Here is a 22,670-nt window from a genome sequence, read left to right as displayed (position 1 = left end):
GTCCGCTCAAGTTTGATGGCAGATGAAGTGCCCTGCCATGGGAATTTGCCTAGTGTTAAATCAATATTTAGGCTTTGCGTCGACGGTGCGGCCTAGTGCGGTGAAGCACGCTTCAAACGCAGGACGCGTTCCCTCCCACCTTTCAAGGTAGGCATCGAGAACCGTACACCGCGGTACGCGTGCCTGTGCGAGCTCAAAATGAAAAACCTCAAGATATCCCGTCAGCTCTTCATCCTGGTAATGGCCCTGATGATCGCGTTTGGAGGCGTGACGTATTATCAGATCCGCACCTCCGTGGCGTCGATCTATGCCGAGCGCTACGACATGCTGAGGACACAGGTGGAGTCCGCGCTGTCAATCATGCAGATCTACAGCGACCTTGAAAAGGCAGGCACCTTGAGCCGTCAGGAAGCGCAGAAACAGGCCTACGCCACCGTGGCTGCAATAAAATACGAGCCTGCCGGCTACATCTTTGGCATGACGAAGGACATCGTCATGACGATCCATTACAACTCAAAGAATGTCGGGACTTCTCAGAAGGGCCAGCCTGACAAAATGGGTAAGCTCTTCCGCGAGGAGATCGTGGCGAACGCTCAGTCTGGCGGCGGCATCACCGAGTATCACTGGGAGAAGCCTGGAATGCCTGGCGACACTGTCTACAAGAAGGCCGTGTATTCGAAGCTTTTCCAGCCTTGGGATGTTGTCGTGGCGACGGGCGTGTACGTCGACGACCTCGAGGCGAAGGTCTATAATACGGTGATGGAGGTTGTCGTCTCCGGCATGATCGTATTCGTGGCGACCATCGCTCTCGCGTATGCCGTCATCCGTAACATCACGAAGCCGCTTGCCGCCGTACACACCGCGCTTGAGGCCGTTGCCAATGAAGACGTGTCCCGTGCATTACCGCACACTGACATGAGCAATGAAGTAGGTATGATGGCGAAAGCGACGGCCGCTCTTCAGGAGAAAGTCCGCGAGCGGCATGCTCTTGCTGAGCGGCAGGTTCACCAGCAGCGCGAGCTTGATCAGGAGCGCCAGAAGAGTGCCAAAATGCAGCAGGAAGAAGCACGCCTCCAGGAGCGCGTCGTCACCACTATTGGGGACGCACTGGAGCGCCTAGCCCAAGGTGACCTAACCGTCCGCTGCGGAGATCTCGGCAGCCGTTATGCCGCGTTGCGCGACAACTTCAATGAGGCGCTTTCGCACCTCGAAGCTGCCATGGCCCGAGTCAACGCCAAGGGCATCGACATCAGTGGCTCGAAGGAAGAGATTCGCCGCGCTTCCAATGAATTGTCGCAACGAACGGAACGACAGGCGGCGAACCTGGAGGAAACATCGGCGGCGCTGGATGAGCTTACCGTGGCCGTCCGCCAGACCGCCGAAGGCGCGCACGAAGCCGCGGAGCGCGTGACGGCAGTCAGCACCGAAGCGAGCCGCAGCGACGCCGTAGTGACGCAGGCTATCGAAGCAATGAGCGGGATTGAGCGGTCATCGGATGAGATCTCCAAGATCATCGGCGTCATCGACGACATTGCCTTCCAGACCAACCTCCTGGCGCTCAATGCAGGCGTCGAGGCGGCACGCGCCGGAGAGTCTGGGAAGGGCTTTGCCGTGGTGGCTCAGGAAGTACGAGAACTGGCACAACGCTCTGCCGCCGCAGCGAAGGAGATTAAGGACCAGATCTCTCGCTCGTCTGGTCAGGTGGAGAACGGTGTTCTATTGGTCGGCGAAGCCGGTGAGGCCTTGAAGCGTATTGCCGATCAGGTGAAGGCCGCAAGCGAAATTGTCACCAAGATCTCGCACTCTGCCTCTGAACAAGACACGACACTTCGATCAATTTCGTCGTCGCTCAACCAACTTGATGCCGCAACGCAGCATAACGCTGCCATGGCGGAAGAGACCACTGCATCGGCGGAAGCGCTGGCCGTAGACACTGAAGAGCTGCTGACTTTGATCCGTAACTTCCGCGTCAGCGGCGCCGCCAGCGGGGATCGGCTGCATGAGGGGATCAAGGGCATGCGCATGGCCGGTTGATCAGGCTTGTTACCTGAAAAATTCGCGAGGCTTGAGGCGATCCTTCTCGCCTCAGAAGCTCATCCTCATTGACTTGGCAACGTCCGAGATTGGGTGAAGTACGTTGGCCTCTCTATACTCCTGCCGTGCCAGATCGAGGTAGCAGAGTGAGCTTTGCAGATCTGAGCACGTCACGGTGGACTTCCGACCCTAGCCTCAAGCGGCCTTATGTCGCCTGTTGAGCAGCGGTGATTGAGGAGACGAAACGGCGCGTGCGCTCGTGCTCAGGGGTGCGGAAGATGCGCTCCGCTGGCCCGGCCTCCATGACCTTGCCCGCCTCTAGAAATAGGACGTCATGCGAGACGCTCGACGCAAGACGCAGGTCGTGCGTGGCGATGATCATCGTTGTTCCCTCGCGGGCAAGTTTGCCCAGAACATCAACGACTTCAGCGGCAAGCTCCGGATCGAGGGCAGAGGTCGGTTCATCGCACAAGAGGACGCGAGGCGACATTGCGAGCGCACGGGCGATGGCAACACGCTGTTGCTGACCGCCAGATAGAGTGGCCGGCCAGGCATCCGCCTTGTGCTCCATATCAACCTTTGCCAAGAGCTCGCGCCCATGCGCGGCAGCCTTCTCTCGTGGCCATCGAAGCACTGTCATCAGGCCCTCCATGACATTTTCCAGCGCGGTACGATGCGGAAAGAGTTGGAAGTTCTGGAAGACCATGCCTGTCTGCCGCCGGACCGACTGAATGGCATCCCATCTAAGCTTCTGACCCGGGTGAAGCGTCACCAGCGCATCTCCCATTCGAATCGTCCCGGAGTCGGGGATTTCGAGGAGGTTGATGCACCGAAGAAGCGTGCTTTTTCCACCGCCGGAGGGTCCCACGAGGGCTGTGACGCTGCCTTCGGCAACCACCATGCTGACATCATCCAGCACCAGGGTTTCGCCAAAGCTTTTCGAGATATGGGAAAGTTCTATCATCGGGCCGCCTCCAGCGTGCCGCCATAGCGCGAGAAGCGGCGTTCCAGCCGTGCTTGCAGATTGGAAAGGACCGAGCTTAGCGCGAGGTAGATGAGGGCCGCTTCAACATAGAGGATCAGCGGTTCATACGTGGTGGCGACAATGCGTTGCGCCGACTGGAAAAGCTCCGGCACAGTGATCGCCGCGGCAAGAGAGGTGTCCTTGACCAGGGAGATGAACGTGTTCGACAGAGGCGGGACGGCTACGCGTGACGCCTGCGGCAGGATCGTACGACTCATCGCCTGACGCCAACTCATGCCGATCGAGTACGCTGCCTCCCATTGTCCTTTCGGCACCGAGGAAATGACCGCGCGGATGATCTCCGACGAGTAGGCGCCGATATTGAGCGTGAAGCCGATCAGCGCAGCAGGGAATGCGTCAAGCAGGATGCCGACGCTCGGCAGGCCGTAGAAGATGACGAACAGCTGAACAAGCAGCGGCGTTCCACGGATCACCCATACGTAGAAGCGCGCGACCATCGCCAGTGGCGTCGGCGCGAAAAGGCGTGCTACTGCGGTGACGAGGCCGAGCGCCAGGCCAAAGGCGAAGGAGAGGAGCGTTAGCGGGACCGTAAACCGCAGCCCGGCCCACAACAGCGTGGGGAGCGAATCCATCATCAGTTGAAGCCAGTGTGGCATGGGGTTCCTTCCAGCTCTAGCTGCTCACGTTCGCGACAAAAGCGAAACGCCCGGCCAGGCCGGACGTTTTGGGTTTATCCCGAGAACGGGGACGGTGCTACTTCGAGAGGTCCTGGCCGAAATACTTCTCCGAGATCTTCTGGTAAGTCCCGTCTCCCTTGATGTCTTCCAAGGCCTGGTTGACTGCTGCGACGAGCTCATCGTCCCCTTGGCGAAGAAGGATCCCCGAATAGCTCGCTTCGGCCTGCTCGGCCACCACCTTCACCGGCGCATCAGGCTTCTGCTTCTTGAAATCGAGAAAAGAGAGGCTGTCGTTGAGGGTGGCATCGGCGCGACCGGTCAGCACCAGTTGGATGGATTGATCGAAGCCTTCCGTGCCGATGAGTTCGGCGCCTGCTTCTTCTGCCATCTTGCCATAGTTACTTGTGAGCGATTGAGCGGCTTTCTTGCCCTTGAGGTCGGCGAAACCCTTGATGTCTTCACTGTTCTCGCGGACGATCAGCACTGCCTTCGAGGCGATATAGGGTTCGGAAAAGGCATACTTCTGTTTGCGCGCATCGGTGATGCCAACCTGGTTGATCACCGCGTCATAACGATTAGCATCCAGTCCCGCGATAAGGCCATCCCATTTCCCTTCTACGAATTGTGCTTCGACGCCAAGCTTTTCTGCAACGGCTTCGCCGATCTCAACGTCAAAGCCAACGAGCTTCCCAGAGGCATCGTGAAACGTGAAAGGGGCATAAGTTCCTTCGGTGCCGATGCGAATTGTCCCGCTGGACTTAATCTTGTCGAGGTTCTCGCCTGCGAAAACCGGTATCGTCGCAGACGCATGCAGGATCACTGCGGCAGCAACTATTTTGAGGGAGGATGTGAAGGAGGTCATGAAGCTTGTCCTATCGGATGTGACGTCTTGGTCCTTGATGCCAAAAAACTAGGCCGCTTGGGAGAAAAGGAAATCGCGTCTGGACCCCAAGGAGTGAATAATTTGCCTGCTTTTGCGATCGGCCGGCGAAAAGGCGCGTGTAAAGGTCAGACGGGCAGGGGCTAGCGGGTCCTTTAGGACAACTCCTTCTCGCTCCGACCCTTTCGCATGGTCGAGAAACGGCTTCTTCACACGATGAATCAGATCTCACCGACTCGCCTTGCTCATGAGCGAATCTTCACCGATGCGATCACGCTTCGGCAAAGTCTAACGGCAGCATCGGTCAGCTTATACTCATGCGCTTCTCCATCAGTGCGGGTGATACGGCAAAAAGGATCAGGTCCAGGTGTCATGGTATATTTTCTGTTGCTATGGAAAGCATTACGAGACAGGATCGGCAGCGGACATCCCACCGCTTTTCCCCCACAGGCGGCTGGGCGGCAGGATTGACCGTCAGGACCTGGATAGCAGACGCAGATCTCATCAGTCATGCCGGCAAGGCAAGCCGTTTTCCGTCGAGCCGAACCGATGCTATATGGTCGCCCATGAACATTTTGTCGATCCAATCTCATGTTGCCTACGGACACGTGGGCAATTCGTCGGCCGTTTTTCCACTCCAGCGGCTGGGGGTGGAGGTCTGGCCCATCCACACCGTGCAGTTTTCAAATCACACGGGCTATGGGGCATGGCGCGGCCAGGTTTTCGATGCAGCTGTGATTGGAGAGCTGGTCGAGGGGATTGAGGATCGCGGGCGTCTTGTCGCCTGCGACGGTGTGCTCTCGGGCTATATGGGTTCGGCGGAAATCGGCTCTGCCATCCTAGACGCCGTGGTGCGGGTGCGGGCTGCAAATCCGCGCGCGGATTATTGCTGTGATCCAGTGATCGGCGACGTGGGGCGCGGCATCTTCGTGCGTCCCGGGATCCCCGAATTTCTGCGGCAGAAGGTGGTCCCAGCGGCCGACATCGTGACACCCAATCAGTTTGAACTGGAGTTTCTCACGGGCCATGCCATCGTTTCGCAGGCGGATGTGATGGTCGCCTGCGACCGCCTGCACGCCATGGGGCCGAAGATCATTCTCGTGACCTCTGTTCTCACCGACGAGACTCCGATAGCCTCTATCGATCTCCTCGCCTCGGGGCCAGACGGCCGTTTCCTGCTGCGGACACCTCGCCTTGACGTCTCGCTGAACGGAGCGGGGGATGCTGTCGCTGCCTTGTTCTTCCTACACTTGAAGCGAACCGGATCGGCCGCTGCGGCGCTGAGTGCAGCCGGATCCTCCGTCTACGGTCTGCTTCGGCGCACTTTCGAGGCTGCTTCGAAAGAACTGCTGATCGTAGAGGCCCAAGACGAATTGGTGCAGCCAACCAAGGTATTTGAACCATACAAGATCTGACCGGAACGGTTGCCGACAAGCCTTCCGCTTCTCAGCCCCATGTGAACGCTCAAGGTGATTTGATGGTGCTGCAAAGCAGAGGTTGCGGTCTTTCGCGGTGGTATCTGGCGTGGCAGCAGAAGAAGTGGAGACCTGGCACTGGTTATGGCGGCAGGCGCTTCACCGATGGGCTCGCTATCGATCGCTCGTCCGGCGTTGCCAGGGGCCTAATGGCGAGCATGTCAACGTGAGCTACGAGTCGAGCAACGACTCGTGCAGCGGCATCCCAGCGCCCGATATACCTTGCCAGTTCAACAAGTCGCCGCGGCCGCCTCTGCCGGTTGTCATCAATGCACGGAAGACAAAGCAGAAGAGGGTTGAGGCATTACCGCCGTCCGCGGCGGGAAAGAAGCTCTTTGGAGCATGTACCAAGACGAACGCGACGTCTTTACCGGGCTCACCTTAGATATAGCTGCTGAAGAAGCCCATTAAGGCGTACGCCCACTCCTGAAGGAGGACCGGGTCGTTCCAGACCGCCCACACGCCAATCGCCAGAGTAACCAGCAATGCAAAGCCAATCAGCTTCCTGACCACGAAGAACACAAGCCAAAGCACCACGACGGCAATTACCCCGGTGATGATGAATGAGTAGAAGGTGTCAGTCATCGTCCGCTCCAGAATGGTCTAAACTGCTTAAACAAGCTTCCGCCGTCATAGAGCGGCTTTTTGATGTCCAGCAGCCAGTGATCCAGAACGACGCCCGCTTAGCTGCCGGTCACGCGTGCTGCAGAGTATTGTTCGTCGCTGACCGGCTCGAGCCACTCAGCTGCCGTCCATCGCCTCATGAATGGCAATATGAGTCATGCCGGTCTCGGAACTTGCCCCGTGCCAGTGCCTCGCCCGGAGCGATCCAAATGGAGTCGCCTGTGTTGATTGGCTGGATCGGCTCCCCCTCCTTCTGGATGAACCCTGAGCCCGCGGTGACGTGCAGCGTCTGCCCAAGAGGATGAATGTCCCAGTTGGTGCGCGCGCCGGGATCGAAGCTGACGATGACCTGAGCTAACTCGTGCCGGCGCTTCCGCTTCCACAATCGCATCGTGCCAGACGGAACCCGTGAAATACTCTGATGGAGCAGGTCGCGAGGGCGATGAAGTTTCTCAGCCGCCAGTCTCGCCATTCTAAGGGTCCACCAAGGGTGCGCATCCAAGCACTGTGAGCCGAAAGCTTTGTCCCACCCGGCGGATGTCCCTGCCGGGCAGCAGCAAGAGATCCGCGTGACCGGTCAAGGATCATCATGTTGTTGAAGAAGCGGGGCGAAACTCGGAAATGCCGCGCCGCCTCACGGTTACTATTGCCCTCTTTTACAAACGCAACGACACGCTCACGCAACTCCATCGGATGCGGCTTGCCCATCGCGCTTCTCCTTCCATGGGCACAGTGGATCACAGATCACGTAAAGCAGGAATCATCTTGTTACAGGCTTTAGCCGGACAGCTGCAGGTTGCCGCGCACTTCAATGGAGAGCTGAACGAAGGTAAGCGAAGGACCGGCCTAGCTGTTGTTCCGGTTCAGCCGAGGCGTGGACGACCGGAGAGAAAGCTTCATACGAGAAGGGGCCGGCGTAACCTCGCGCCGTCAGATCCCGGATTTGATCAACATTGCGCAGCCGATCCTCTTCATCGACAAGAATGCGGTGCTCGTCACGCATCTGTTCGACGCAGATTTGCTGCTCCGAAACTCCGGAGATGTGCACGATGCCAGTGTACTCGGGGAAGTACTCGCTTTCGCCGGCGAGGTGATGGTGGAATGTGTCGTGCACGAGGCGATAATGCTTTTTGCCGCCAACGGCTTTGATGGCTTCCACCGCTTCGCGTTTGTATTTCAATGAGGATGTGGTGAAGCCCAAAGGCTCGATCAGTGCGAGGATGCCGGCCTCAGCCAATATGGGCAGAATGGCGGCGAGTGCCGTTCTGAGGTCGATGGCACGTTCGCCCGGACTCTGAACTGGTGCATCGTTGCGGGGAATTAGGCTAATGCTTTCCGCCCCGCTTCTCTCTGCTTTCGCGACGAGGGAGCGAACCTTGTCCGCCATCTCCGGGCTCCACTTGTTGAAGCCGTAGATTTCGGAGAGGCCCAGGAGGCGGACGCTTCTTTCGCGGGCATAGGCACCGATTGCAGCGGGGTCTTCTCCACCGAACAAGGCGTGGTCGCTCAGCTTCTTGTCGATGAGATCATCGCGCAACTCCACGCCTACGCAATCCAGCTCCGACGCCAGATCGATGAGTTGATGACACGTGAGGCGAGGTGCAGTGATATGGTTCAGTGCAAATGGAACAGCCATTCTCGTTGTCATCGGACCCTCCCGGTGTTGCCGGATCATAAAGCGCGGCTGCAATCACCCGTCAATCGGCGCGCCGCCAATCCTTGCAATCCTGAGGGAGTCGGGGGTCTGTATGATGGAAAAACTATCAGCTATAGGCTCTCGGGCACGTGCAGATCGAACGGCAGGAATAGCTGTCCCGGCGTCTTCTCCTCCTTCTCCAGCGTCGCCTGCACCAACATGTCGACGAGGCGGCGGCTGAGGAGGGACAGTGGTGTAGAGATGGCGGCCACGACCAGGTGTTCCTGCAGGGCCGTAGCCGAGTCTGATGTAAGTTCGTTGACGACAACGGAGGGCAGTGGCTTTGCCTTGCTCTCCCGCAGTGCCTTTATGGCTCCCTCCATCCCGCCGCCCGCGACATAGAGTCCGACAAGATCCGGCTGGCGGCGGAGCAATCCGCTCGCGGCCTCTTCGGTAACGCCGCGCGTGTCGAGATTGACGTAGGTATCGAGAACCTCGAACTCGGGCGCAAATTCCCGCAAGTAGCTCCTAAACCCCGTTTCCCGCAGTTCATGCCCATGCCAGCGGAAGCTGCCAACGAAGAGCGCCACCTTGCCCGGTCGCGGGGCGGTCTTTGAGATGAGCCAGGCAGCAGTGCGACCGACTTTGATGTTGTTGAGCCCGATATAGTGGTTGCGCGCGCCCTGTGCGAAGTCCGACAGAAGCGAAAACACAGGTTTGCCCTCAGCCCGCAATTCTCTGACCCGTGTGGTGATCGAATGATGGTCGGGGCTGACGAAGGCAAGGGCATCGGCCCGGCGGGAGAGGGGGGACAGCTGGTCGAGCACCGCCTCGGTAGATGATTCTTCGGTGAAGTCGACGACGGCGGTGCCGCGAACCTGGGTGCAGGTCTCGACTGCCTTTATAACTTCTTCGGCGAAAGCATGGTAAAACGGTTGCCGGCGCTTCTGAAACAGGAAGCCAAATGTCATCGGAGGCAGGTCGGCTTGCATGCGGTGCCGGATCAATTCCGAACCGTGATAGCCAATAGCGCGTGCTGCATCATAAACTTTCCGGGCTGTTTCCTCCCGAACCTTCAGCCGCCCGTTTAGGACCCGGTCAACTGTGGCAACCGAAACACCGGCTTCATGTGCAACGTGAAGGATCGTCGGTCGGGATGCCATGTCTACGCTTCGATAGTTTTCATCATGTCTGCATGAGATAATGCATCAAGAATGATATGAAATAAATCAGAAACGTTGCGCGTACATGCCGTTTCCCACTACGGCTAGTATTACCAAAGTCCTGCTCGGGAGGGATGCGCAATGAACGACATGCAGCTTGGCGTCAAACGCGACTACGGTATGCTTGGCCCCAGTGCCCGCCGCGCCGTCGAATTGGGGCTGGCTTCCGCGGGATGGTATCACACCGAAGTTCCGCGCAAGACGATGAAAGACCTGATGAAGCGAACAGATGTCCCCGCCATTCGCGACACTGCGCTTTGGCTAGGGGCGATGGTCCTTTTGGCGGGGGCCGCTGTCTGGCTATGGCCGAGCTGGTGGTCTGCGCCGTTTTTCCTCGCCTACGGTGTCCTCTACGGATCCGCCTCCGATTCCCGCTGGCACGAGTGTGGCCACGGAACGGCCTTCAAGACTCGTTGGTTGAACGATGTGGTCTACCAGATCGCATCCTTCATGATGATGCGGAATCCGGTCACCTGGCGCTGGAGCCACACCCGCCATCACACCGATACGATCATTGTGGGTCGCGACCCCGAGATCGTCTTCATGAAACCGATCGAACTGTTCAGGATCTTCCTCAACTTCTTCGGAATCCTCGATGCCTGGCACGGCATGAAGTCGATGGTGATCAACGCCTGCGGTGTGCTGGACGAGGATGAGAAGGAGTTCGTGCCGGAGATGGAGCAACACAAGGTGGTCAGGATCGCGCGCATCTGGCTTGCCATCTATATTGCCACGATCGCGCTTGCGATCGCGACGCGATCAATCCTGCCGTTGATGTTGGTGGGCCTGCCGCGTCTCTACGGAGCTTGGCACCACGTGATGACCGGCCTCCTGCAGCATGGCGGGCTTGCCGACAACGTGACAGATCACAGGCTGAACAGCCGCACCGTCTACATGAATCCCATCTCGCGATTCATCTACTGGAACATGAATTACCATGTGGAGCATCACATGTTTCCCATGGTTCCCTATCACGCGCTGCCGCGTCTTCACAAAGTGATCAAGGATGACCTGCCGGAGCCAAATCCGTCGATCTGGGCGGCTTATAAGGAAATGTGGCCTGCGGTGAAGAGGCAGCTGCGCGACGAGGAATATTTCCTGAAGCGAGAACTGCCGCCGACGGCGAAGCCCTACCGGTCCGAGTTTCATGATCTCGAGGCCCTACCGATGGCTGCGCAGTAGAAACAATGGGATCAGGAGGAGAGTATGGACAAGTGGGTCGAGGCTTGCAGCGTAGACGACATCGAGGAAGAGGATCTGGTCCGCTTCGATCATGATGGGCGCACCTATGCAATCTACCGTTCGCCCGAAAACGAGTACTTTGCCACCGATGGTCTCTGCACCCACGAGCAGGTGCACCTGGAGGACGGGCTGGTGATGGAAGACGTGATTGAATGTCCCAAGCACAACGGCCGCTTCAACTACAAGACCGGGCAGGCGCTGGGTGCGCCCGCATGCGTGAACCTCAAGACCTATCCGGTTAAGGTCGAAGGCAGTGCTGTCTACATTGATGTCGGCTGAGCCATGGCGGGTGTTGTCATCGTTGGCGCAGGAGAATGCGGCGTAAGTGCAGCTTTCGCGCTTCGCGAGCGCGGATACACTGGTTCCGTCACGCTAATATCCGAGGAGCCTCATCTCCCCTATGAGCGGCCACCCCTCTCCAAGGCAAGTAAGCCGACGCAGAAGCTGATCCGCTCGCAGGTGGAGTACAAGCGCGCCGCGATCGAGCTTTGCCTGGGAGTGCGGATTGAGGCGCTTGATCTTAGTCGCCACATACTTGTTGCCTGCGACGGATCGAGCTGGACCTATGAGAGACTTCTGCTCGCGACGGGCGCGAGAGCAAGATTGTTTCCAGGTACGGAAGGTGCAGCCACGCTCCGCACCTTCGACGATGCTTGCTGCATCTTTCAGCGGCTGTACCCGGGGACAAAGCTCGTTATCATCGGAGGCGGCTTCATCGGGCTTGAGCTCGCCGCTGCCGCGCGCGCCATGGATGTGCGAGTCACAGTCATCGAAGCGGCGCCACGGTTGATGGCGCGAGCGGTTCCGGCTGAGATCGCCGCAGTCGTTGAGCAGCGGCATCGCGCAGGAGGTGTTGATTTGCGGCTTGGGACGCAAGTGACCTCAATGATGGCGGGAGGGGTCTCGACAGCTGACGGAAGCACGGTTCAAGCGGACATCGTGGTGGCTGGCACGGGCGCTGCACCGAACACCGATCTTGCCGAACGGGCCGGGCTTGCTCTCGACAACGGGATCAGGGTGGACAATCGGTTTCGAACGTCCGCCTCGGATGTTTTCGCGGCAGGAGACTGCTGCTCAATTCCGCACCAGGGGGGGCGTCTGCGGCTGGAAAGCTGGCGCATGGCGCAGGAGCAGGGAATTCATGCCGCCGCCTCAATGATGGGAGAGGTGGACGACTTCTCCACAGTTCCCTGGTTCTGGTCAGATCAATACGATCTCGGCCTGCAGGTGGCAGGCGTGGTGGCATCCCATGGGATCACGACCATGCGCCGTCTAAGCGAGGACGCGATCCTTGCTTTCCAGCGCGACGTCGTGGGCCGGCTCATCTGCGCGGCAGGGGTTGGTCCGGGCAACCGGGTGGCAAAAGACATCCGCTTGGCAGAAATGCTAATCGCCCGCGGTACTCATTTGTCGTCTGATCAGCTGTCGGATCCTGAGGTCAACCTCAAGAGCCTGCTCAAGGCGGCGTAATGGGAGGCAGACTGCGCAAAGGCGGATGATCTGCGCCCGCATTTCTCGAATGGCGATGCGATCTTCCCCTACATCGTGCACTGGCTTTGGCCTCAATCCACACCGGCCGGCGAAAATTCTCGTTCTTGAGGGCATCGGCTGACGCTTGAGCTCTGTGACCTCGGCTGCTGCTCTTGCTGACTGACGTGATGCCTATTAACGATGGCACCCCTGTGGGTGCGATGAGATGTCCAGGCAAGACCAGAAACAGAAGAAGGTAACGCTGCTCGACGTCGCCAAACATGCCGATGTTTCGCGTGCGACAGCGTCACTCGTTGTTCGAAAGAGCCCGCTGGTAGGTGCTGAGACGCGCCAGCGAGTTGAAGCAGCGATGCGTGAACTCGGCTATGTCTACAATATGGGTGCTGCGAGGTTACGCGCTGAACGAAGCCACACTATAGGTGTCGTGGTGCCCAACCTCACCAACCCATTCTTTGCGGAGTTGCTCAGCGGAATGGAGGCCTCGGTCGACGCAGCCGGATTGGTGATGATCATTGCCAACACCGGAGATGGGCCACCTCGGCAGGCGATTGTCTTGCAGCGTTTGCGGGAACATGGGGTTGACGGAATCATCCTCTGTCCCGCGGCCGGCACGACTGACGAAATCGCAAGCCAGATCGAGGGCTGGAAGCTGCCGTTGGTCCAGGTACTGAGGCATGTCACAGACGAGCTCGACTACGCCGGTGCAGATTATGTTGCGGGAATGGAGGAGGCGGTAGAGTATCTCGTATCCCTAGGACATCGAGCGATCTCCTTTGCGGCCCACGGCCCGGTTCATTCGGCCTATCAGGAGCGCGTACAGGGCTTTCTGGGTGCGATGAAGCGCTTTGGTTTGCGACCTGAGCCTGTCATCCGTTTTCCCGACCGCGTAGACCAGATCGCTCAGGAAGCCGATGCACTCTTCGTGAAGGACAGAGCGCCTACCGCGGTGATCTGCTTCAACGACCTCGTCGCGCATGGATTGGCTGCCGGCTTCTATGATCGCGGTTTGAAGATCGGTCGCGACATTTCGCTAATAGGTTTCGACGATGTAGCGGATGCCGAAGCGATGCGGCCTCGTCTGACCTCCGTTTCGACGGCACCCAACGAAATTGGCCAAAAGGCGGCAGCGCTACTCCTCGATCGTATCGCCCAGCCCGCTTTGCCTCCACGTCGGTGGATCAACCCCACCAGGCTCCATATCCGCGACTCCTGCCGCCCGCTGTCGTCTTCGTGAAACCGGCGGGCCATTTTCGTTGTTGACTCACTCATGACTGGATTTTAGATCGATCTAACGGCGTTATGAGGAGCGCCGGCCTCGGGAGGCTTAAGTGTACGAATTCAATTTCGCGCCGGTATTTGCTTCATTCGACCAGTTGCTGCTGGGCGCCTGGCTGACAATCCGTCTGTCTTGCGCTGCAATGCTTCTTGGACTGATCGTCTCGATCATCTGTGCTTGGGGCAAGACTGCTGGCCCCTCGTTGATCCGGTTCGTCATCAACGCCTACATAGAGATCATTCGCAATACGCCGTTCCTGGTCCAGATCTTCTTTATCTTCTTTGGTCTGCCATCGCTCGGTCTGCGCCTTTCCCCGAATAGCGCGGCTTTGCTGGCGCTCGTCGTCAACTTTGGCGCCTATGGCACCGAGATCATCCGTGCTGGCATCGAATCCATACAAAAAGGGCAGGTGGAGGCGGGGATAGCGCTTGGCCTATCGAAGCTGCAGATCTTTCGCTACATCATCATGAAGCCGGCCCTGCGCACGGTTTATCCGTCTCTGACGAGCCAATTCATCTACCTGATGCTGACGTCGAGCGTTGTTTCGGTGATCTCCGCGGACGACCTCGCGGCTGCCGGCAATGACCTGCAATCGGCAACATTCGCGAGCTTTGAGGTCTATATCGTCATCACCCTGATGTACCTCGCTCTATCGATCGGCTTCTCGGCGGTCTTCGCTGCGATCGAGAAGATGGCGTTCAAGTACCCGCTGAGCCGATAGGAGCGACAGGATGATCAGACCCTTTGGCTGGAACGAGTTCCTCATCATCGTCATGGCGGCGCAGTGGACGATCGCGCTCTCCGCGATCGCCTTTGCCGGCGGCGGGATCGGCGGTTTGCTCATTGCACTTGCCCGTGTCTCCGAGGTTCGGCCGCTGCGATTGGCGGCTCTCGGCTTCATCCGCGTCTTCCAGGGAACGCCGCTTCTGATGCAGCTATTCCTGGTGTTCTTTGGGATGAACATCTTTGGCCTCGCGATCAACCCATGGATAGCTGCAACGATGGCGCTGACGCTGCACGCGAGCGCATTCCTGGGAGAAATCTGGCGGGGCTGTATCGAAGCGGTTCCGTCGGGTCAGCGTGAGGCGGCGACGGCACTTGGGCTCAAGTACTATAACCGGATGCGCTACATCGTGCTCCCTCAGGCGGCGCGGATTGCTGTGGCGCCAACCGTCGGTTTCCTCGTTCAGCTCGTCAAAGGCACTTCGCTTGCGGCCATTATCGGCTTCACCGAGCTGACACGGCAGGGGCAGATCATCAACAACGCCACCTTCAGCCCGTTCATGGTCTTTGGAACGGTGGCCGCCATCTATTTCATCTTGTGCTGGCCGCTTTCGCTGTTGGCGCGGCGCATGGAATTGAAGTTTTCTCGAGCAACGCAACGTTGACGAGACCCCGCCGGCGGGAGGGCCGGCAGATCAAGAAAGGGTAGGAAAAATGAACATCTCCAGACGCGCAGCAGTCGCCGTGATCGGCGCAGGATTGATGGCCGCGGTGGCCTCGTTCCCCGCAATGGCGCAGACCGTTGAAGACATCAAGTCTGCCGGCACGGTCAAGATTGGAATGCTGGTGGACTTCCCGCCATTTGGCATCATGAACGAGAACAATCAGCCTGACGGCTATGACGCAGACGTGGCAAAGCTTCTTGCCAAGGAGTGGGGCGTCGAGGCGCAGATTGTTCCCGTCACCGGCCCGAACCGGATCCCCTACCTCCAGAGCAATCAGGTGGACCTGCTCGTCGCATCCTTGGGTATCACTGAAGAGCGTGCAAAGAGCGTTGACTTTTCTGAGCCGTATGCGGGCATCTCGATTGGTGTATTTGGCGCCGAGGACGTGGAAGTCACCAAGCCGGAAGATCTTTCCGGCAAGACCATTGGTGTTGCTCGCGCCAGCACACAAGACACCGCCGTGACGAAGATTGCTCCACAGGACGCAACGATCCAGCGCTTCGATGATGATGCGAGCGCCGTACAGGCCCTGCTGTCTGGTCAGGTTGAGTTGATCGGTGTCTCGAACGTCGTGGCCGCCCAGATCGAAGAGGCTGCGCCCGGCCGTTTCAACCAGAAGCTCGAGCTGAGCCAGCAGGTTCAGGGCATTGCGGTTCGCAAGGGATCCGATGAACTTCTGGAAGCCGTCAATGCATTCCTCGAGAAGGTCAAGGCGGACGGCCAGCTCAGCGCGATCCACGAAAAGTGGCTCGGCACGCCGCTGCCGAACTTCGTCGCCGAAGGCAAGTAAGAGAAAGAAGAGGAGTTCCTCGCATGGCTGATACTCATGCTCACACATCGAAGGCAGACGTGCGGGGAGCTTCTGGTCCGGCGGTGACGATGGAGGGCGTCAACAAGTGGTACGCTGAGTTCCACGCACTGAAGGACATCAACCTGTCGGTGGATCGTGGAGAGCGCATTGTCATCTGCGGTCCCTCCGGTTCCGGCAAATCGACCCTGATTCGCTGCATCAACCAATTGGAGATGATCCAGAAGGGGCGCATCGTAGTCGACGACCACGACCTGACGGCGGGCGGCAAGAATGTCGACATCGTGCGGCAGGAGACCGGCATGGTCTTCCAGAGCTTCAATCTTTTCCCCCACATGACCGTGTTGGAGAATTGCACGTTAGCGCCCATGAAAGTCCGTGGAATTTCCAAGGCGGAGGCTGAAGCAACGGCCATGCAGTTCCTGGAGCGGGTGCGCATCCCGGAGCAGGCTGAAAAATACCCCGCCCAGCTTTCAGGCGGCCAGCAGCAGCGCGTGGCGATCGCGCGGGCTCTCTGCATGAACCCGAAGATCATGCTGTTCGACGAGCCGACCTCTGCGCTCGACCCGGAAATGGTCAAGGAGGTCCTCGACACGATGATCGATCTTGCCAACGAGGGGATGACCATGCTGTGCGTCACGCATGAAATGGGCTTTGCCCGCCAGGTCGCTGACCGCGTGATCTTTATGGACCGTGGAGAAATTGTTGAAGTCGGTGCGCCCGAAGACTTCTTCAACAACCCGCAGCATGAGCGGACGCGCAACTTCCTCGGCCAGATCTCCTGAGCCCCCAGGGCTAAGGGATGGAGTACCCAAGATGAAACCTGAAATCCTGCTGGTCGAGCCGATGCTCGACGTCATTGAGGCGCGCCTCGATGAGGCTTACCTTGTTCACCGTCGATATGCTGCGAATGAGCAAGAGGCGATCGAGAAAGCCAAGCCGGCCATACGCGCCGTGGTGACGGGCGGGGGCACCGGACTATCCAACGATCAGATCGATTATCTGCCGGCGCTCGGCATCATTGCCATCAATGGCGTCGGGACTGACAAGGTCGACCTCGTCAACGCCCGATGCCGTGACATCGACGTTACCACGACGCCGGGCGTGCTGACTGACGACGTCGCCGACACCGGCATAGCGCTGATGCTCTCCGTACTCCGTCACGTTGCGAGAGGCGATCGCTTCGTGCGTGAAGGGCGCTGGGCGAAAGGCGAGACCTTCCCGCTGGGAACAAGCCCGAAGGGCAAACGCATGGGCATCCTTGGACTAGGTCAGATCGGACGTGCCCTTGGTCGCCGCGCAGAAGTCTTCGGCATGACCATCGGGTATTGGAACCGTTCGCCTCAAAGCGATACCGGCTGGATTGCCCATTCTACGCCCAAGGAACTTGCCGCCAACAGTGACGTGCTTGCCGTTTGCGTGGCCGCCAATGCGGCGACCGAAGGCATTGTCGATGCGGACGTGCTGGAGGCTCTCGGGTGGGAAGGCGTCATCATCAACGTCGCGCGCGGCAGCGTCGTGGACGAGAATGCGCTGCTTCAGGCTCTCAAGGATGGCACGATCGCCGGGGCAGGCCTGGACGTCTTTGTCGGGGAACCAACCATCCGCGAGGAATTCCTTACCTCACCCAACACGGTGTTGATGCCGCACCAAGGGAGTGCGACGCGTGAGACGCGGATTGCGATGGGTGAGCTTGTCCTTGCCAACCTCCATGCATTCTTCAACGGCGAAAAGCCGCCAACCACGGTCAACTAAATCGGACGTACCATGATCATTCGCCAGGCACTCTTCGAAGGTCGTATCCAGGAAGGCAAGGAAGCCGCCTTCAAGGCTTATGTGGCAGACAAACTGATGCCGATGTGGCTGGAGTTCCCGGGGATTCGCGAAGTCCGCGTCCTCTATGCTCTAGAGCGAGACGAGGGCGCTCCCGCTTATCCCATGGTGCTGTCGACCATGTACGACACCCAGGAGACACTGGCGGAGGCGCTTGCCTCGCCGGTCCGCTATGAAAGTCGCGAAATGACGAAGGGCTTGCTCGCCATGTTCGACGGCGTCATTCATCACCATGTTTTCGAACTAGGCGCTTAGCTCTACAACAACACCATCAGTCCGCGTTGTGATTGTATGCTATGTCGATCACCTTAAGTGTCATCAATGACAGCTATGGACACGCCTTCGGCAATGAGGTTATCCGGGCCCGGCTGAAGAGCTAGCCCAGACAATCGGGCGATTCGGATGTACGGCGAGATATGGTAGTACGAGTTGTTGTACCTTGCCCCTGGTTCTGATCGTCAAAAACTGACTCGACGGACCGTTGTAAAACGAACAAGCTATACCCTGACCGTGTCGTATATTGCGAAGCACTGGATTAATCACTATGTCCTCGGCGTCAGCAGAGCCTCGCGCTTCACTGATCCTCTTCAAAGACCCAAAGGCCCGCAGTGAAAAAAAACCAGCGTAATTTTGCCGTTGAGTACAAATCCGGTCGTCGAAAGGTAGATGCGAAGCCGAACTCGATCTGGGGCAGCCTGGATCTAAAGTCTGTCGCGCGTGACGTAGAGAGATCCATGATGCCGTCGCTACCTAACATGCCGAAGGCCGACGAGCCCGAACCGTTAGTCTCCCCACCGAAAGAAAATCGTGTGTTACCAACGTTGACAGCGCCGGCCGTCACGTTGATAGCTGTTGCAGACGAAGAGGAGATACCTATGGCTGACGAAACCGACGCAACTGTGAATGCCGATGCGGCCACCAATGCCGATGCGCCAGCCGCTGTGGAAGCGCCGGTTGCGCCGAAGAAGCCGCGCAGACCTCGCATGAAGAAGGGCTCGCCTGAAATGACTGCCGATGTTGAGGTGGACGTGGAGCGCGCTCCTGGGCAAAAGAGGCGCGGCCGCAAGCCTAAGGCTGCCGGAGAGGCCGCAGTTGCCAAGCGCGCACCGACGAAAAGTGTGACCAAGAGCGAGCAGAAGGCAGTTGAGGCAACTTCGGCTGGTGATGACATGGCAGACCTCCTGCAGTTGGAGGAGGAGAATCAACGACTGCGCAAGCTGCTGGCGGAAAGACTGCGTGCGGAGAATGCCGACCTGCGGAAGAAGCTCAAGCTCGCTTAATCTAGAGCGAGCCGTCGAATTTCTACCCGCGTCTTGGCGAGCTTCTTGTTTCGGTCCTTCAGGCCCTGCCAGAGCCGTGGCTCTTGGCGTCGGGTAAAGTCTGAGGTTGAATGATGGCATCTCCACTGACGTATCTCCGCCGACTGATGTCACGTGGAGGTGAGCGAAAGCGGATAAATGAAGAGGGGGATGGCGCAAAGCCGGATCAATTTGCGATCGCCCAGCCAATGCAGACAACTGGCGAGCAGAAGCTTGAGGCCGAGTCGGCGGATGTTCTCGGATCCTCTCCTAGTCCATCCGATACCTTGTCGGCAGGGCCTGCGACGGCCGATGAAGCTGGACGAACAGCTAATGCGCAGCGTGACAGCACCGGCGGTTCAGAAGTTAGCGCTTCCGGATCTCACCAGGTCGCCAAAATTGCTGTCACCAGTGCACCTGCCGCCGAACGGGCAAAGCCAACTGTCGGAAGAGCGGTGCGCGAAAAGAGACGCCGTGACGGCAGAGCCAAACCAGCTTTGACCATTGGGACCTCATCTGCAGACCTACAGACTGATTGGGACGATCCGATGAGCCTTGACGAAGAAATCAAGGTGCTTAGAGGTCAGTTGGCAGCCAAGCTCCAGGTCCAGAATGCGCAATTGAAAAGGATGCTGGCGCGTTTTCAAACATGAAGATGGCTTGTCTGTCGCACCTGGCTCGCCCCGTTCAAGTGCATATGCAATGACCTGCAGGTCTGTTTCTCTTTGTATTGTAAAAAAGCCAGCGTCACGCCTCCCGAGGGTATTACACAACTCCCTTGTTCAATTGCTTCAAGATAGGGTACATACCTTCTGGGCCTGCAGCAGACGGCCTGATTTGTTCAATCAGCATTAGCCGGATGTCTCAGCCGTTCCTGCGGGGACGAACCATGCTCACTTTCCATCCGCTCCATTGACGCCTGTGGTCTGCGCGATACTTCCTGCAAATTGTCATCCTGACGAGAGATAAGATTGTTCGGAACGCTCGAATGGTGGAGGCAGCAGTCGTTGGCGCGCCAATTCCTGCTGGCAGGCGGCGTGGTCTCCCTCCTTGCGGCTTTGGTGGTGGGAGCTTTCGTGACAACTCTGATCGAAGCGGCCGTGACTCGCAATTCCGCCGCTACGACTGCGATGTACGTAGACAGTATCATCGCGCCGCTGCTGCCCGATCTGCAGACCACGGAGGTTCTCGACGACATCACCAGCCGCGCGCTCGACGAGACGTTCGGACAGGGAGCACTGGGCGGAAGGGTGCTCTCCTTCCGCCTGTGGCGGTCGGACGGCACGGTGCTTTACGCGACCGACCCCGACATCATCGGCGAACGCTTTGACCCAAGCGAAAAGCTGCAACGGGCGTTTTCGGGGAAGCTGGTCGCCCAATTCGAGCACCCGGAGGACGAGGAAAGCCATGCGGAGCGGGCGGCGGGCATTCCGCTCTTGGAGATCTACAATCCGATCCTGCAACCTTGGTCGGGCGAAGTGGTTGCCGTTTTGGAGTTTTATGAGGTCGCGGAGGATTTCCAGAACAGTCTGTCTGAGGCGAGGCTGTTGAGCTGGCTTGCCGTGGCTGCCGTCATTGCAGTCTTCTTTCTGTCGCTCACCGCCATCGTCTTTCGCGGAAGCCGGACGATCGACGATCAGAAGGCTACGCTGACGCAGAGGGTGGCGGAGCTATCCGATCTGCTGGAGCAGAACCGCGAATTGCATATGCGAGCCCAGCGCGCGTCCCAAAGAGCTGCAGCGCTCAACGAAAGCTACCTGCGCCGCCTGGGCGCCGATCTGCACGATGGGCCGGCGCAACTGGTGGCCTATGCTGCCCTTAGGGTCGACAGCAGGGCGCTCGTGGCGGAGGGTACGCCAGAAGCTGTCCGCGCGTCGGAACTTGCCGCGATCAAGGCCAGATTGGATGAAGCGATGGAGGAAATCCGCGGGATCTGCAGGGGGATGATCCTTCCAGACATAGAAGATGCGGAACTTCACGAGGTGATTGCCCGAGCGGTGAAGGCGCATACCCAAAGAACTGGCTCACCTGTGGCTCTTCGTCTATCCGATGTCGCAGGTGAACTCAGCCCCTCCGTGAAGATCTCTATCTACCGTTTTGTACAGGAAGCCCTAAATAACGGCTTTCGCCACGGGAACGGCATCAGTCAGAAGGTCCGTCAGGCGTGGGAGGGCGATGAGATCGTGATCGAGGTCGAGGATGAAGGTCCGGGTTTCGATCCAAGTATGGTGAAGCCGGGCGGCCTAGGGCTGGCGGGATTGCGTGAGCGCATCGAAAGTATCGGGGGGCGCTTAAGCGTGAAGAGCTCACAAAAGGGAACGATCGTCCGAATGATGGTGCGGGCTAACGGATTGGAATTTGCACAATGACAAGCATACGCGTTGCGGTTGTCGATGATCATCCACTTTTTCGTGAGGGCGTCGTTCGAAGCCTTGGAGAATGTCCAGGCTTAGAAATCGTGGCCGAGGGCGCATCCAGAGACGATGCAATCGCCATTGCCGGGACAGATGCACCGGATGTCATGCTGATGGATATATCGATGCCGGGCAACGGGTTGAATGCGATCAAGGGCGTACTCGAAAAGCAACCTCACGCAAAGATTGTCATGCTGACCGTCTCGGAAGCGGGCGAGGATCTCGCCAGTGCCGTGAGGATGGGCGCGAAAGGGTACGTGCTGAAAGGCATCGGGTCGCAAGGGCTCACCGAAGTGGTCAAGACCGTTGCCTCCGGCCAAAGTTATGTTGCCCCGACGCTTTCGGCGCGCCTCGTCGAGAGCCTTTCGCAGGCGTCGGAGCCGAAAAGCAATCCTTTTGCGGAACTCACGCAGCGCGAGATGGAAGTGCTGAATCTCGTGGCGTCTGGGCTCAGCAACAAGCGCATCGCGATCGCCCTTGATCTCCATGAGAAGACCATCAAACATCACATGACGCGCATCTTCACCAAGCTCAACGTGACGAACCGCACGGAAGCGGCGCTTGCCTTGCGCGACGCCAGGCGTGAAGGGTCAGCGGAAGGAACGCAGGCGCGCACGATCTGAAGCGGTGGCGCGGCGGTTGATGATCTGCCGGTTGCGCGCATCGCGCATTTCGTAGCGGTTGCGGACGATTCTTTCCACCACGCCGTTCGGATGACGCACGGTTATCGACGACCCGGTGCCGCGGACCTCGGTCTGACCGCGGGATGGGGACGATCCCCCGGCTGCACCCCCTCCGTCGGAGCTGCTTCTGCCATTGCCGCCGCCGTTGCCGTTGCCGCCGCCGTTGCCGCCGCCGCCGTTGCCGTTGCCGCCGCCGCCGCCGCCGTTGCCGTTGCCGCCGCCGCCGTTGCCGTTGCCGCCGCCGCCGTTACCGCCGCCGCCGTTACCGCCGCCGCCGTTGCCGCCGCCGCCGCCGTTGCCGCCGCCGTTGCCGCCGCCGCCGCCGTTGCCGCCGCCATTACCCTGTGCGGCAGCCTTGTCTATGGCGAGCGTCAGCGAGCCGCCGAGGAGCTGAGGGCGGATCGGCGAAAGCAGCGCTGCCGATGTCAGCGCGGCTAACAAAAACACCTCTCTTCTCGTCTTCATCTGCCGTTCCTCGCGTCATCCTCAGGTAGCGGGTTGTTCAGCATCTAGACATCGTCTGCGGCAAAAGAAAGCCCCGCCCGTCACACAACGGACGGGGCAGGAGCCTGCGCAGGAAGGGACGGGGCAGCGCAGGAAATTTAAGGGCTTAGGCCGCGGCCGCGGCAACCGCGACCAAACA

Annotated in this window: 23 protein-coding genes and 1 pseudogene; 16 read left to right on the top strand and 8 right to left on the bottom strand. The window is 58.9% G+C overall.

Annotation, left to right across the window (positions count from 1 at the left end; all coding sequences use genetic code 11):
* Positions 1-198: 198 nt before the first annotated feature.
* A complete protein-coding gene (locus tag MUU54_RS22610) occupies positions 199-2,034 on the top strand; it encodes a methyl-accepting chemotaxis protein (RefSeq protein WP_247246210.1) in 1,836 nt (611 codons plus the stop codon).
* Positions 2,035-2,239: 205 nt separating this feature from the next.
* On the opposite strand, the gene MUU54_RS22605 is transcribed toward MUU54_RS22610, so the two are convergent.
* The 3 genes from MUU54_RS22605 to MUU54_RS22595 form a co-directional block, all read right to left on the bottom strand.
* Positions 2,240-2,998, bottom strand: coding sequence for an amino acid ABC transporter ATP-binding protein (locus tag MUU54_RS22605; protein ID WP_247246209.1), 759 nt, complete (start codon positions 2,996-2,998; stop codon positions 2,240-2,242).
* The gene (locus MUU54_RS22600) at positions 2,995-3,675 is read right to left on the bottom strand and encodes an amino acid ABC transporter permease (protein ID WP_247246208.1); all 681 of its coding nucleotides are present in this window, start codon (positions 3,673-3,675) and stop codon (positions 2,995-2,997) included. Before MUU54_RS22600 ends, MUU54_RS22605 begins: the two co-directional genes overlap by 4 nt.
* 97 nt (positions 3,676-3,772) lie before the next feature.
* The gene (locus tag MUU54_RS22595) at positions 3,773-4,558 is read right to left on the bottom strand and encodes an amino acid ABC transporter substrate-binding protein (protein ID WP_247246207.1); all 786 of its coding nucleotides are present in this window, start codon (positions 4,556-4,558) and stop codon (positions 3,773-3,775) included.
* A 584-nt stretch (positions 4,559-5,142) separates the two neighbouring features.
* On the opposite strand from MUU54_RS22595, the gene pdxY reads away from it, so the two are divergent.
* The gene (pdxY, locus tag MUU54_RS22590; RefSeq protein ID WP_247246206.1) at positions 5,143-5,991 is read left to right on the top strand and encodes a pyridoxal kinase PdxY; all 849 of its coding nucleotides are present in this window, start codon (positions 5,143-5,145) and stop codon (positions 5,989-5,991) included.
* A gap of 441 nt (positions 5,992-6,432) precedes the next feature.
* Here the strand turns inward: pdxY and MUU54_RS22585 are convergent, their stop codons facing one another.
* The 4 genes and pseudogenes from MUU54_RS22585 to MUU54_RS22570 form a co-directional block, all read right to left on the bottom strand.
* Positions 6,433-6,636, bottom strand: coding sequence for a hypothetical protein (locus MUU54_RS22585; protein ID WP_247246205.1), 204 nt, complete (start codon positions 6,634-6,636; stop codon positions 6,433-6,435).
* Positions 6,637-6,734: 98 nt separating this feature from the next.
* Positions 6,735-7,121, bottom strand: a pseudogene (locus MUU54_RS22580) ((R)-mandelonitrile lyase); the annotation flags it as partial.
* A 362-nt stretch (positions 7,122-7,483) separates the two neighbouring features.
* Positions 7,484-8,350, bottom strand: a complete 867-nt coding sequence (locus MUU54_RS22575; RefSeq protein ID WP_247246204.1) for a TIM barrel protein — start codon at positions 8,348-8,350, stop codon at positions 7,484-7,486.
* Between the two features lie 92 nt (positions 8,351-8,442).
* Positions 8,443-9,474: a LacI family DNA-binding transcriptional regulator gene (locus tag MUU54_RS22570; RefSeq protein WP_247246203.1), complete on the bottom strand. Its 1,032-nt coding sequence runs from the start codon at positions 9,472-9,474 to the stop codon at positions 8,443-8,445.
* Positions 9,475-9,624: 150 nt separating this feature from the next.
* Here MUU54_RS22570 and MUU54_RS22565 point away from each other — a divergent pair, with 150 nt between their 5' ends.
* The 14 genes from MUU54_RS22565 to MUU54_RS22500 all read left to right on the top strand — a co-directional run bounded on the left by MUU54_RS22565 (position 9,625) and on the right by MUU54_RS22500 (position 21,967).
* Positions 9,625-10,716: a fatty acid desaturase family protein gene (locus MUU54_RS22565; protein ID WP_247246221.1), complete on the top strand. Its 1,092-nt coding sequence runs from the start codon at positions 9,625-9,627 to the stop codon at positions 10,714-10,716.
* Positions 10,717-10,740: 24 nt separating this feature from the next.
* On the top strand, positions 10,741-11,055 hold the full coding sequence (locus MUU54_RS22560; RefSeq protein ID WP_247246202.1) for a MocE family 2Fe-2S type ferredoxin: 315 nt from the start codon (positions 10,741-10,743) through the stop codon (positions 11,053-11,055).
* A gap of 3 nt (positions 11,056-11,058) precedes the next feature.
* On the top strand, positions 11,059-12,246 hold the full coding sequence (locus MUU54_RS22555; RefSeq protein WP_247246201.1) for an NAD(P)/FAD-dependent oxidoreductase: 1,188 nt from the start codon (positions 11,059-11,061) through the stop codon (positions 12,244-12,246).
* A gap of 226 nt (positions 12,247-12,472) precedes the next feature.
* Complete coding sequence (locus MUU54_RS22550; RefSeq protein WP_247246200.1) at positions 12,473-13,501, top strand: LacI family DNA-binding transcriptional regulator; 1,029 nt, start codon at positions 12,473-12,475, stop codon at positions 13,499-13,501.
* Positions 13,502-13,595: 94 nt separating this feature from the next.
* Positions 13,596-14,264, top strand: a complete 669-nt coding sequence (locus tag MUU54_RS22545) for an amino acid ABC transporter permease (RefSeq protein WP_247246199.1) — start codon at positions 13,596-13,598, stop codon at positions 14,262-14,264.
* Between the two features lie 10 nt (positions 14,265-14,274).
* A complete protein-coding gene (locus MUU54_RS22540; RefSeq protein ID WP_247246198.1) occupies positions 14,275-14,931 on the top strand; it encodes an amino acid ABC transporter permease in 657 nt (218 codons plus the stop codon).
* A 49-nt stretch (positions 14,932-14,980) separates the two neighbouring features.
* Positions 14,981-15,781, top strand: coding sequence for a transporter substrate-binding domain-containing protein (locus tag MUU54_RS22535; protein ID WP_247246197.1), 801 nt, complete (start codon positions 14,981-14,983; stop codon positions 15,779-15,781).
* A 23-nt stretch (positions 15,782-15,804) separates the two neighbouring features.
* Positions 15,805-16,584 carry an amino acid ABC transporter ATP-binding protein gene (locus MUU54_RS22530; protein WP_281433443.1) on the top strand — a complete coding sequence of 260 codons (780 nt, stop codon included), beginning with the start codon at positions 15,805-15,807 and terminating at the stop codon, positions 16,582-16,584.
* A gap of 31 nt (positions 16,585-16,615) precedes the next feature.
* Positions 16,616-17,554 carry a 2-hydroxyacid dehydrogenase gene (locus tag MUU54_RS22525; protein ID WP_281433442.1) on the top strand — a complete coding sequence of 313 codons (939 nt, stop codon included), beginning with the start codon at positions 16,616-16,618 and terminating at the stop codon, positions 17,552-17,554.
* Positions 17,555-17,566: 12 nt separating this feature from the next.
* Positions 17,567-17,887 (top strand): EthD domain-containing protein, encoded by a 321-nt coding sequence (locus MUU54_RS22520; protein WP_247246196.1) that lies wholly within the window; start codon positions 17,567-17,569, stop codon positions 17,885-17,887.
* A 353-nt stretch (positions 17,888-18,240) separates the two neighbouring features.
* Entirely contained in the window at positions 18,241-18,912 is a 672-nt protein-coding gene (locus tag MUU54_RS22515) for a transcriptional regulator (RefSeq protein ID WP_247246195.1), read from the top strand.
* Positions 18,913-19,022: 110 nt separating this feature from the next.
* Positions 19,023-19,583: a hypothetical protein gene (locus tag MUU54_RS22510; protein ID WP_247246194.1), complete on the top strand. Its 561-nt coding sequence runs from the start codon at positions 19,023-19,025 to the stop codon at positions 19,581-19,583.
* Positions 19,584-19,895: 312 nt separating this feature from the next.
* On the top strand, positions 19,896-21,299 hold the full coding sequence (locus tag MUU54_RS22505; RefSeq protein WP_376742251.1) for a sensor histidine kinase: 1,404 nt from the start codon (positions 19,896-19,898) through the stop codon (positions 21,297-21,299).
* Entirely contained in the window at positions 21,296-21,967 is a 672-nt protein-coding gene (locus tag MUU54_RS22500) for a LuxR C-terminal-related transcriptional regulator (protein WP_247246192.1), read from the top strand. Before MUU54_RS22505 ends, MUU54_RS22500 begins: the two co-directional genes overlap by 4 nt.
* On the opposite strand, the gene MUU54_RS22495 is transcribed toward MUU54_RS22500, so the two are convergent.
* Positions 21,935-22,492: a hypothetical protein gene (locus MUU54_RS22495; RefSeq protein WP_247246191.1), complete on the bottom strand. Its 558-nt coding sequence runs from the start codon at positions 22,490-22,492 to the stop codon at positions 21,935-21,937. The two genes, MUU54_RS22500 and MUU54_RS22495, sit on opposite strands and share 33 nt — an antisense overlap.
* Positions 22,493-22,670: the final 178 nt, after the last annotated feature.

It is taken from the genome of Pseudorhizobium tarimense, assembly GCF_022968135.1.
Classification (GTDB): Bacteria; Pseudomonadota; Alphaproteobacteria; order Rhizobiales; family Rhizobiaceae; genus Neorhizobium; species Neorhizobium tarimense.
Note: the sequence above shows the minus strand (reverse complement) of the source record. Positions and strands in the feature narration are given on the sequence as shown.

Bases quoted from the DNA above. Each gene is read 5' to 3' on its own strand.
- MUU54_RS22525 (WP_281433442.1), top strand. From the start codon at position 16,616: ATGAAACCTGAAATCCTGCTGGTCGAGCCGATGCTCGACGTCATTGAG.
- MUU54_RS22510 (WP_247246194.1), top strand. From the start codon at position 19,023: ATGATGGCATCTCCACTGACGTATCTCCGCCGACTGATGTCACGTGGA.
- MUU54_RS22520 (WP_247246196.1), top strand. From the start codon at position 17,567: ATGATCATTCGCCAGGCACTCTTCGAAGGTCGTATCCAGGAAGGCAAG.
- MUU54_RS22530 (WP_281433443.1), top strand. From the start codon at position 15,805: ATGGCTGATACTCATGCTCACACATCGAAGGCAGACGTGCGGGGAGCT.
- MUU54_RS22600 (WP_247246208.1), bottom strand. From the start codon at position 3,675: ATGCCACACTGGCTTCAACTGATGATGGATTCGCTCCCCACGCTGTTG.
- MUU54_RS22535 (WP_247246197.1), top strand. From the start codon at position 14,981: ATGAACATCTCCAGACGCGCAGCAGTCGCCGTGATCGGCGCAGGATTG.
- MUU54_RS22575 (WP_247246204.1), bottom strand. From the start codon at position 8,350: ATGATCCGGCAACACCGGGAGGGTCCGATGACAACGAGAATGGCTGTT.
- MUU54_RS22560 (WP_247246202.1), top strand. From the start codon at position 10,741: ATGGACAAGTGGGTCGAGGCTTGCAGCGTAGACGACATCGAGGAAGAG.
- MUU54_RS22570 (WP_247246203.1), bottom strand. From the start codon at position 9,474: ATGGCATCCCGACCGACGATCCTTCACGTTGCACATGAAGCCGGTGTT.
- MUU54_RS22555 (WP_247246201.1), top strand. From the start codon at position 11,059: ATGGCGGGTGTTGTCATCGTTGGCGCAGGAGAATGCGGCGTAAGTGCA.
- MUU54_RS22605 (WP_247246209.1), bottom strand. From the start codon at position 2,998: ATGATAGAACTTTCCCATATCTCGAAAAGCTTTGGCGAAACCCTGGTG.
- MUU54_RS22550 (WP_247246200.1), top strand. From the start codon at position 12,473: ATGTCCAGGCAAGACCAGAAACAGAAGAAGGTAACGCTGCTCGACGTC.
- MUU54_RS22540 (WP_247246198.1), top strand. From the start codon at position 14,275: ATGATCAGACCCTTTGGCTGGAACGAGTTCCTCATCATCGTCATGGCG.
- MUU54_RS22565 (WP_247246221.1), top strand. From the start codon at position 9,625: ATGCAGCTTGGCGTCAAACGCGACTACGGTATGCTTGGCCCCAGTGCC.
- MUU54_RS22500 (WP_247246192.1), top strand. From the start codon at position 21,296: ATGACAAGCATACGCGTTGCGGTTGTCGATGATCATCCACTTTTTCGT.
- MUU54_RS22595 (WP_247246207.1), bottom strand. From the start codon at position 4,558: ATGACCTCCTTCACATCCTCCCTCAAAATAGTTGCTGCCGCAGTGATC.
- MUU54_RS22610 (WP_247246210.1), top strand. From the start codon at position 199: ATGAAAAACCTCAAGATATCCCGTCAGCTCTTCATCCTGGTAATGGCC.
- MUU54_RS22495 (WP_247246191.1), bottom strand. From the start codon at position 22,492: ATGAAGACGAGAAGAGAGGTGTTTTTGTTAGCCGCGCTGACATCGGCA.
- pdxY (WP_247246206.1), top strand. From the start codon at position 5,143: ATGAACATTTTGTCGATCCAATCTCATGTTGCCTACGGACACGTGGGC.
- MUU54_RS22585 (WP_247246205.1), bottom strand. From the start codon at position 6,636: ATGACTGACACCTTCTACTCATTCATCATCACCGGGGTAATTGCCGTC.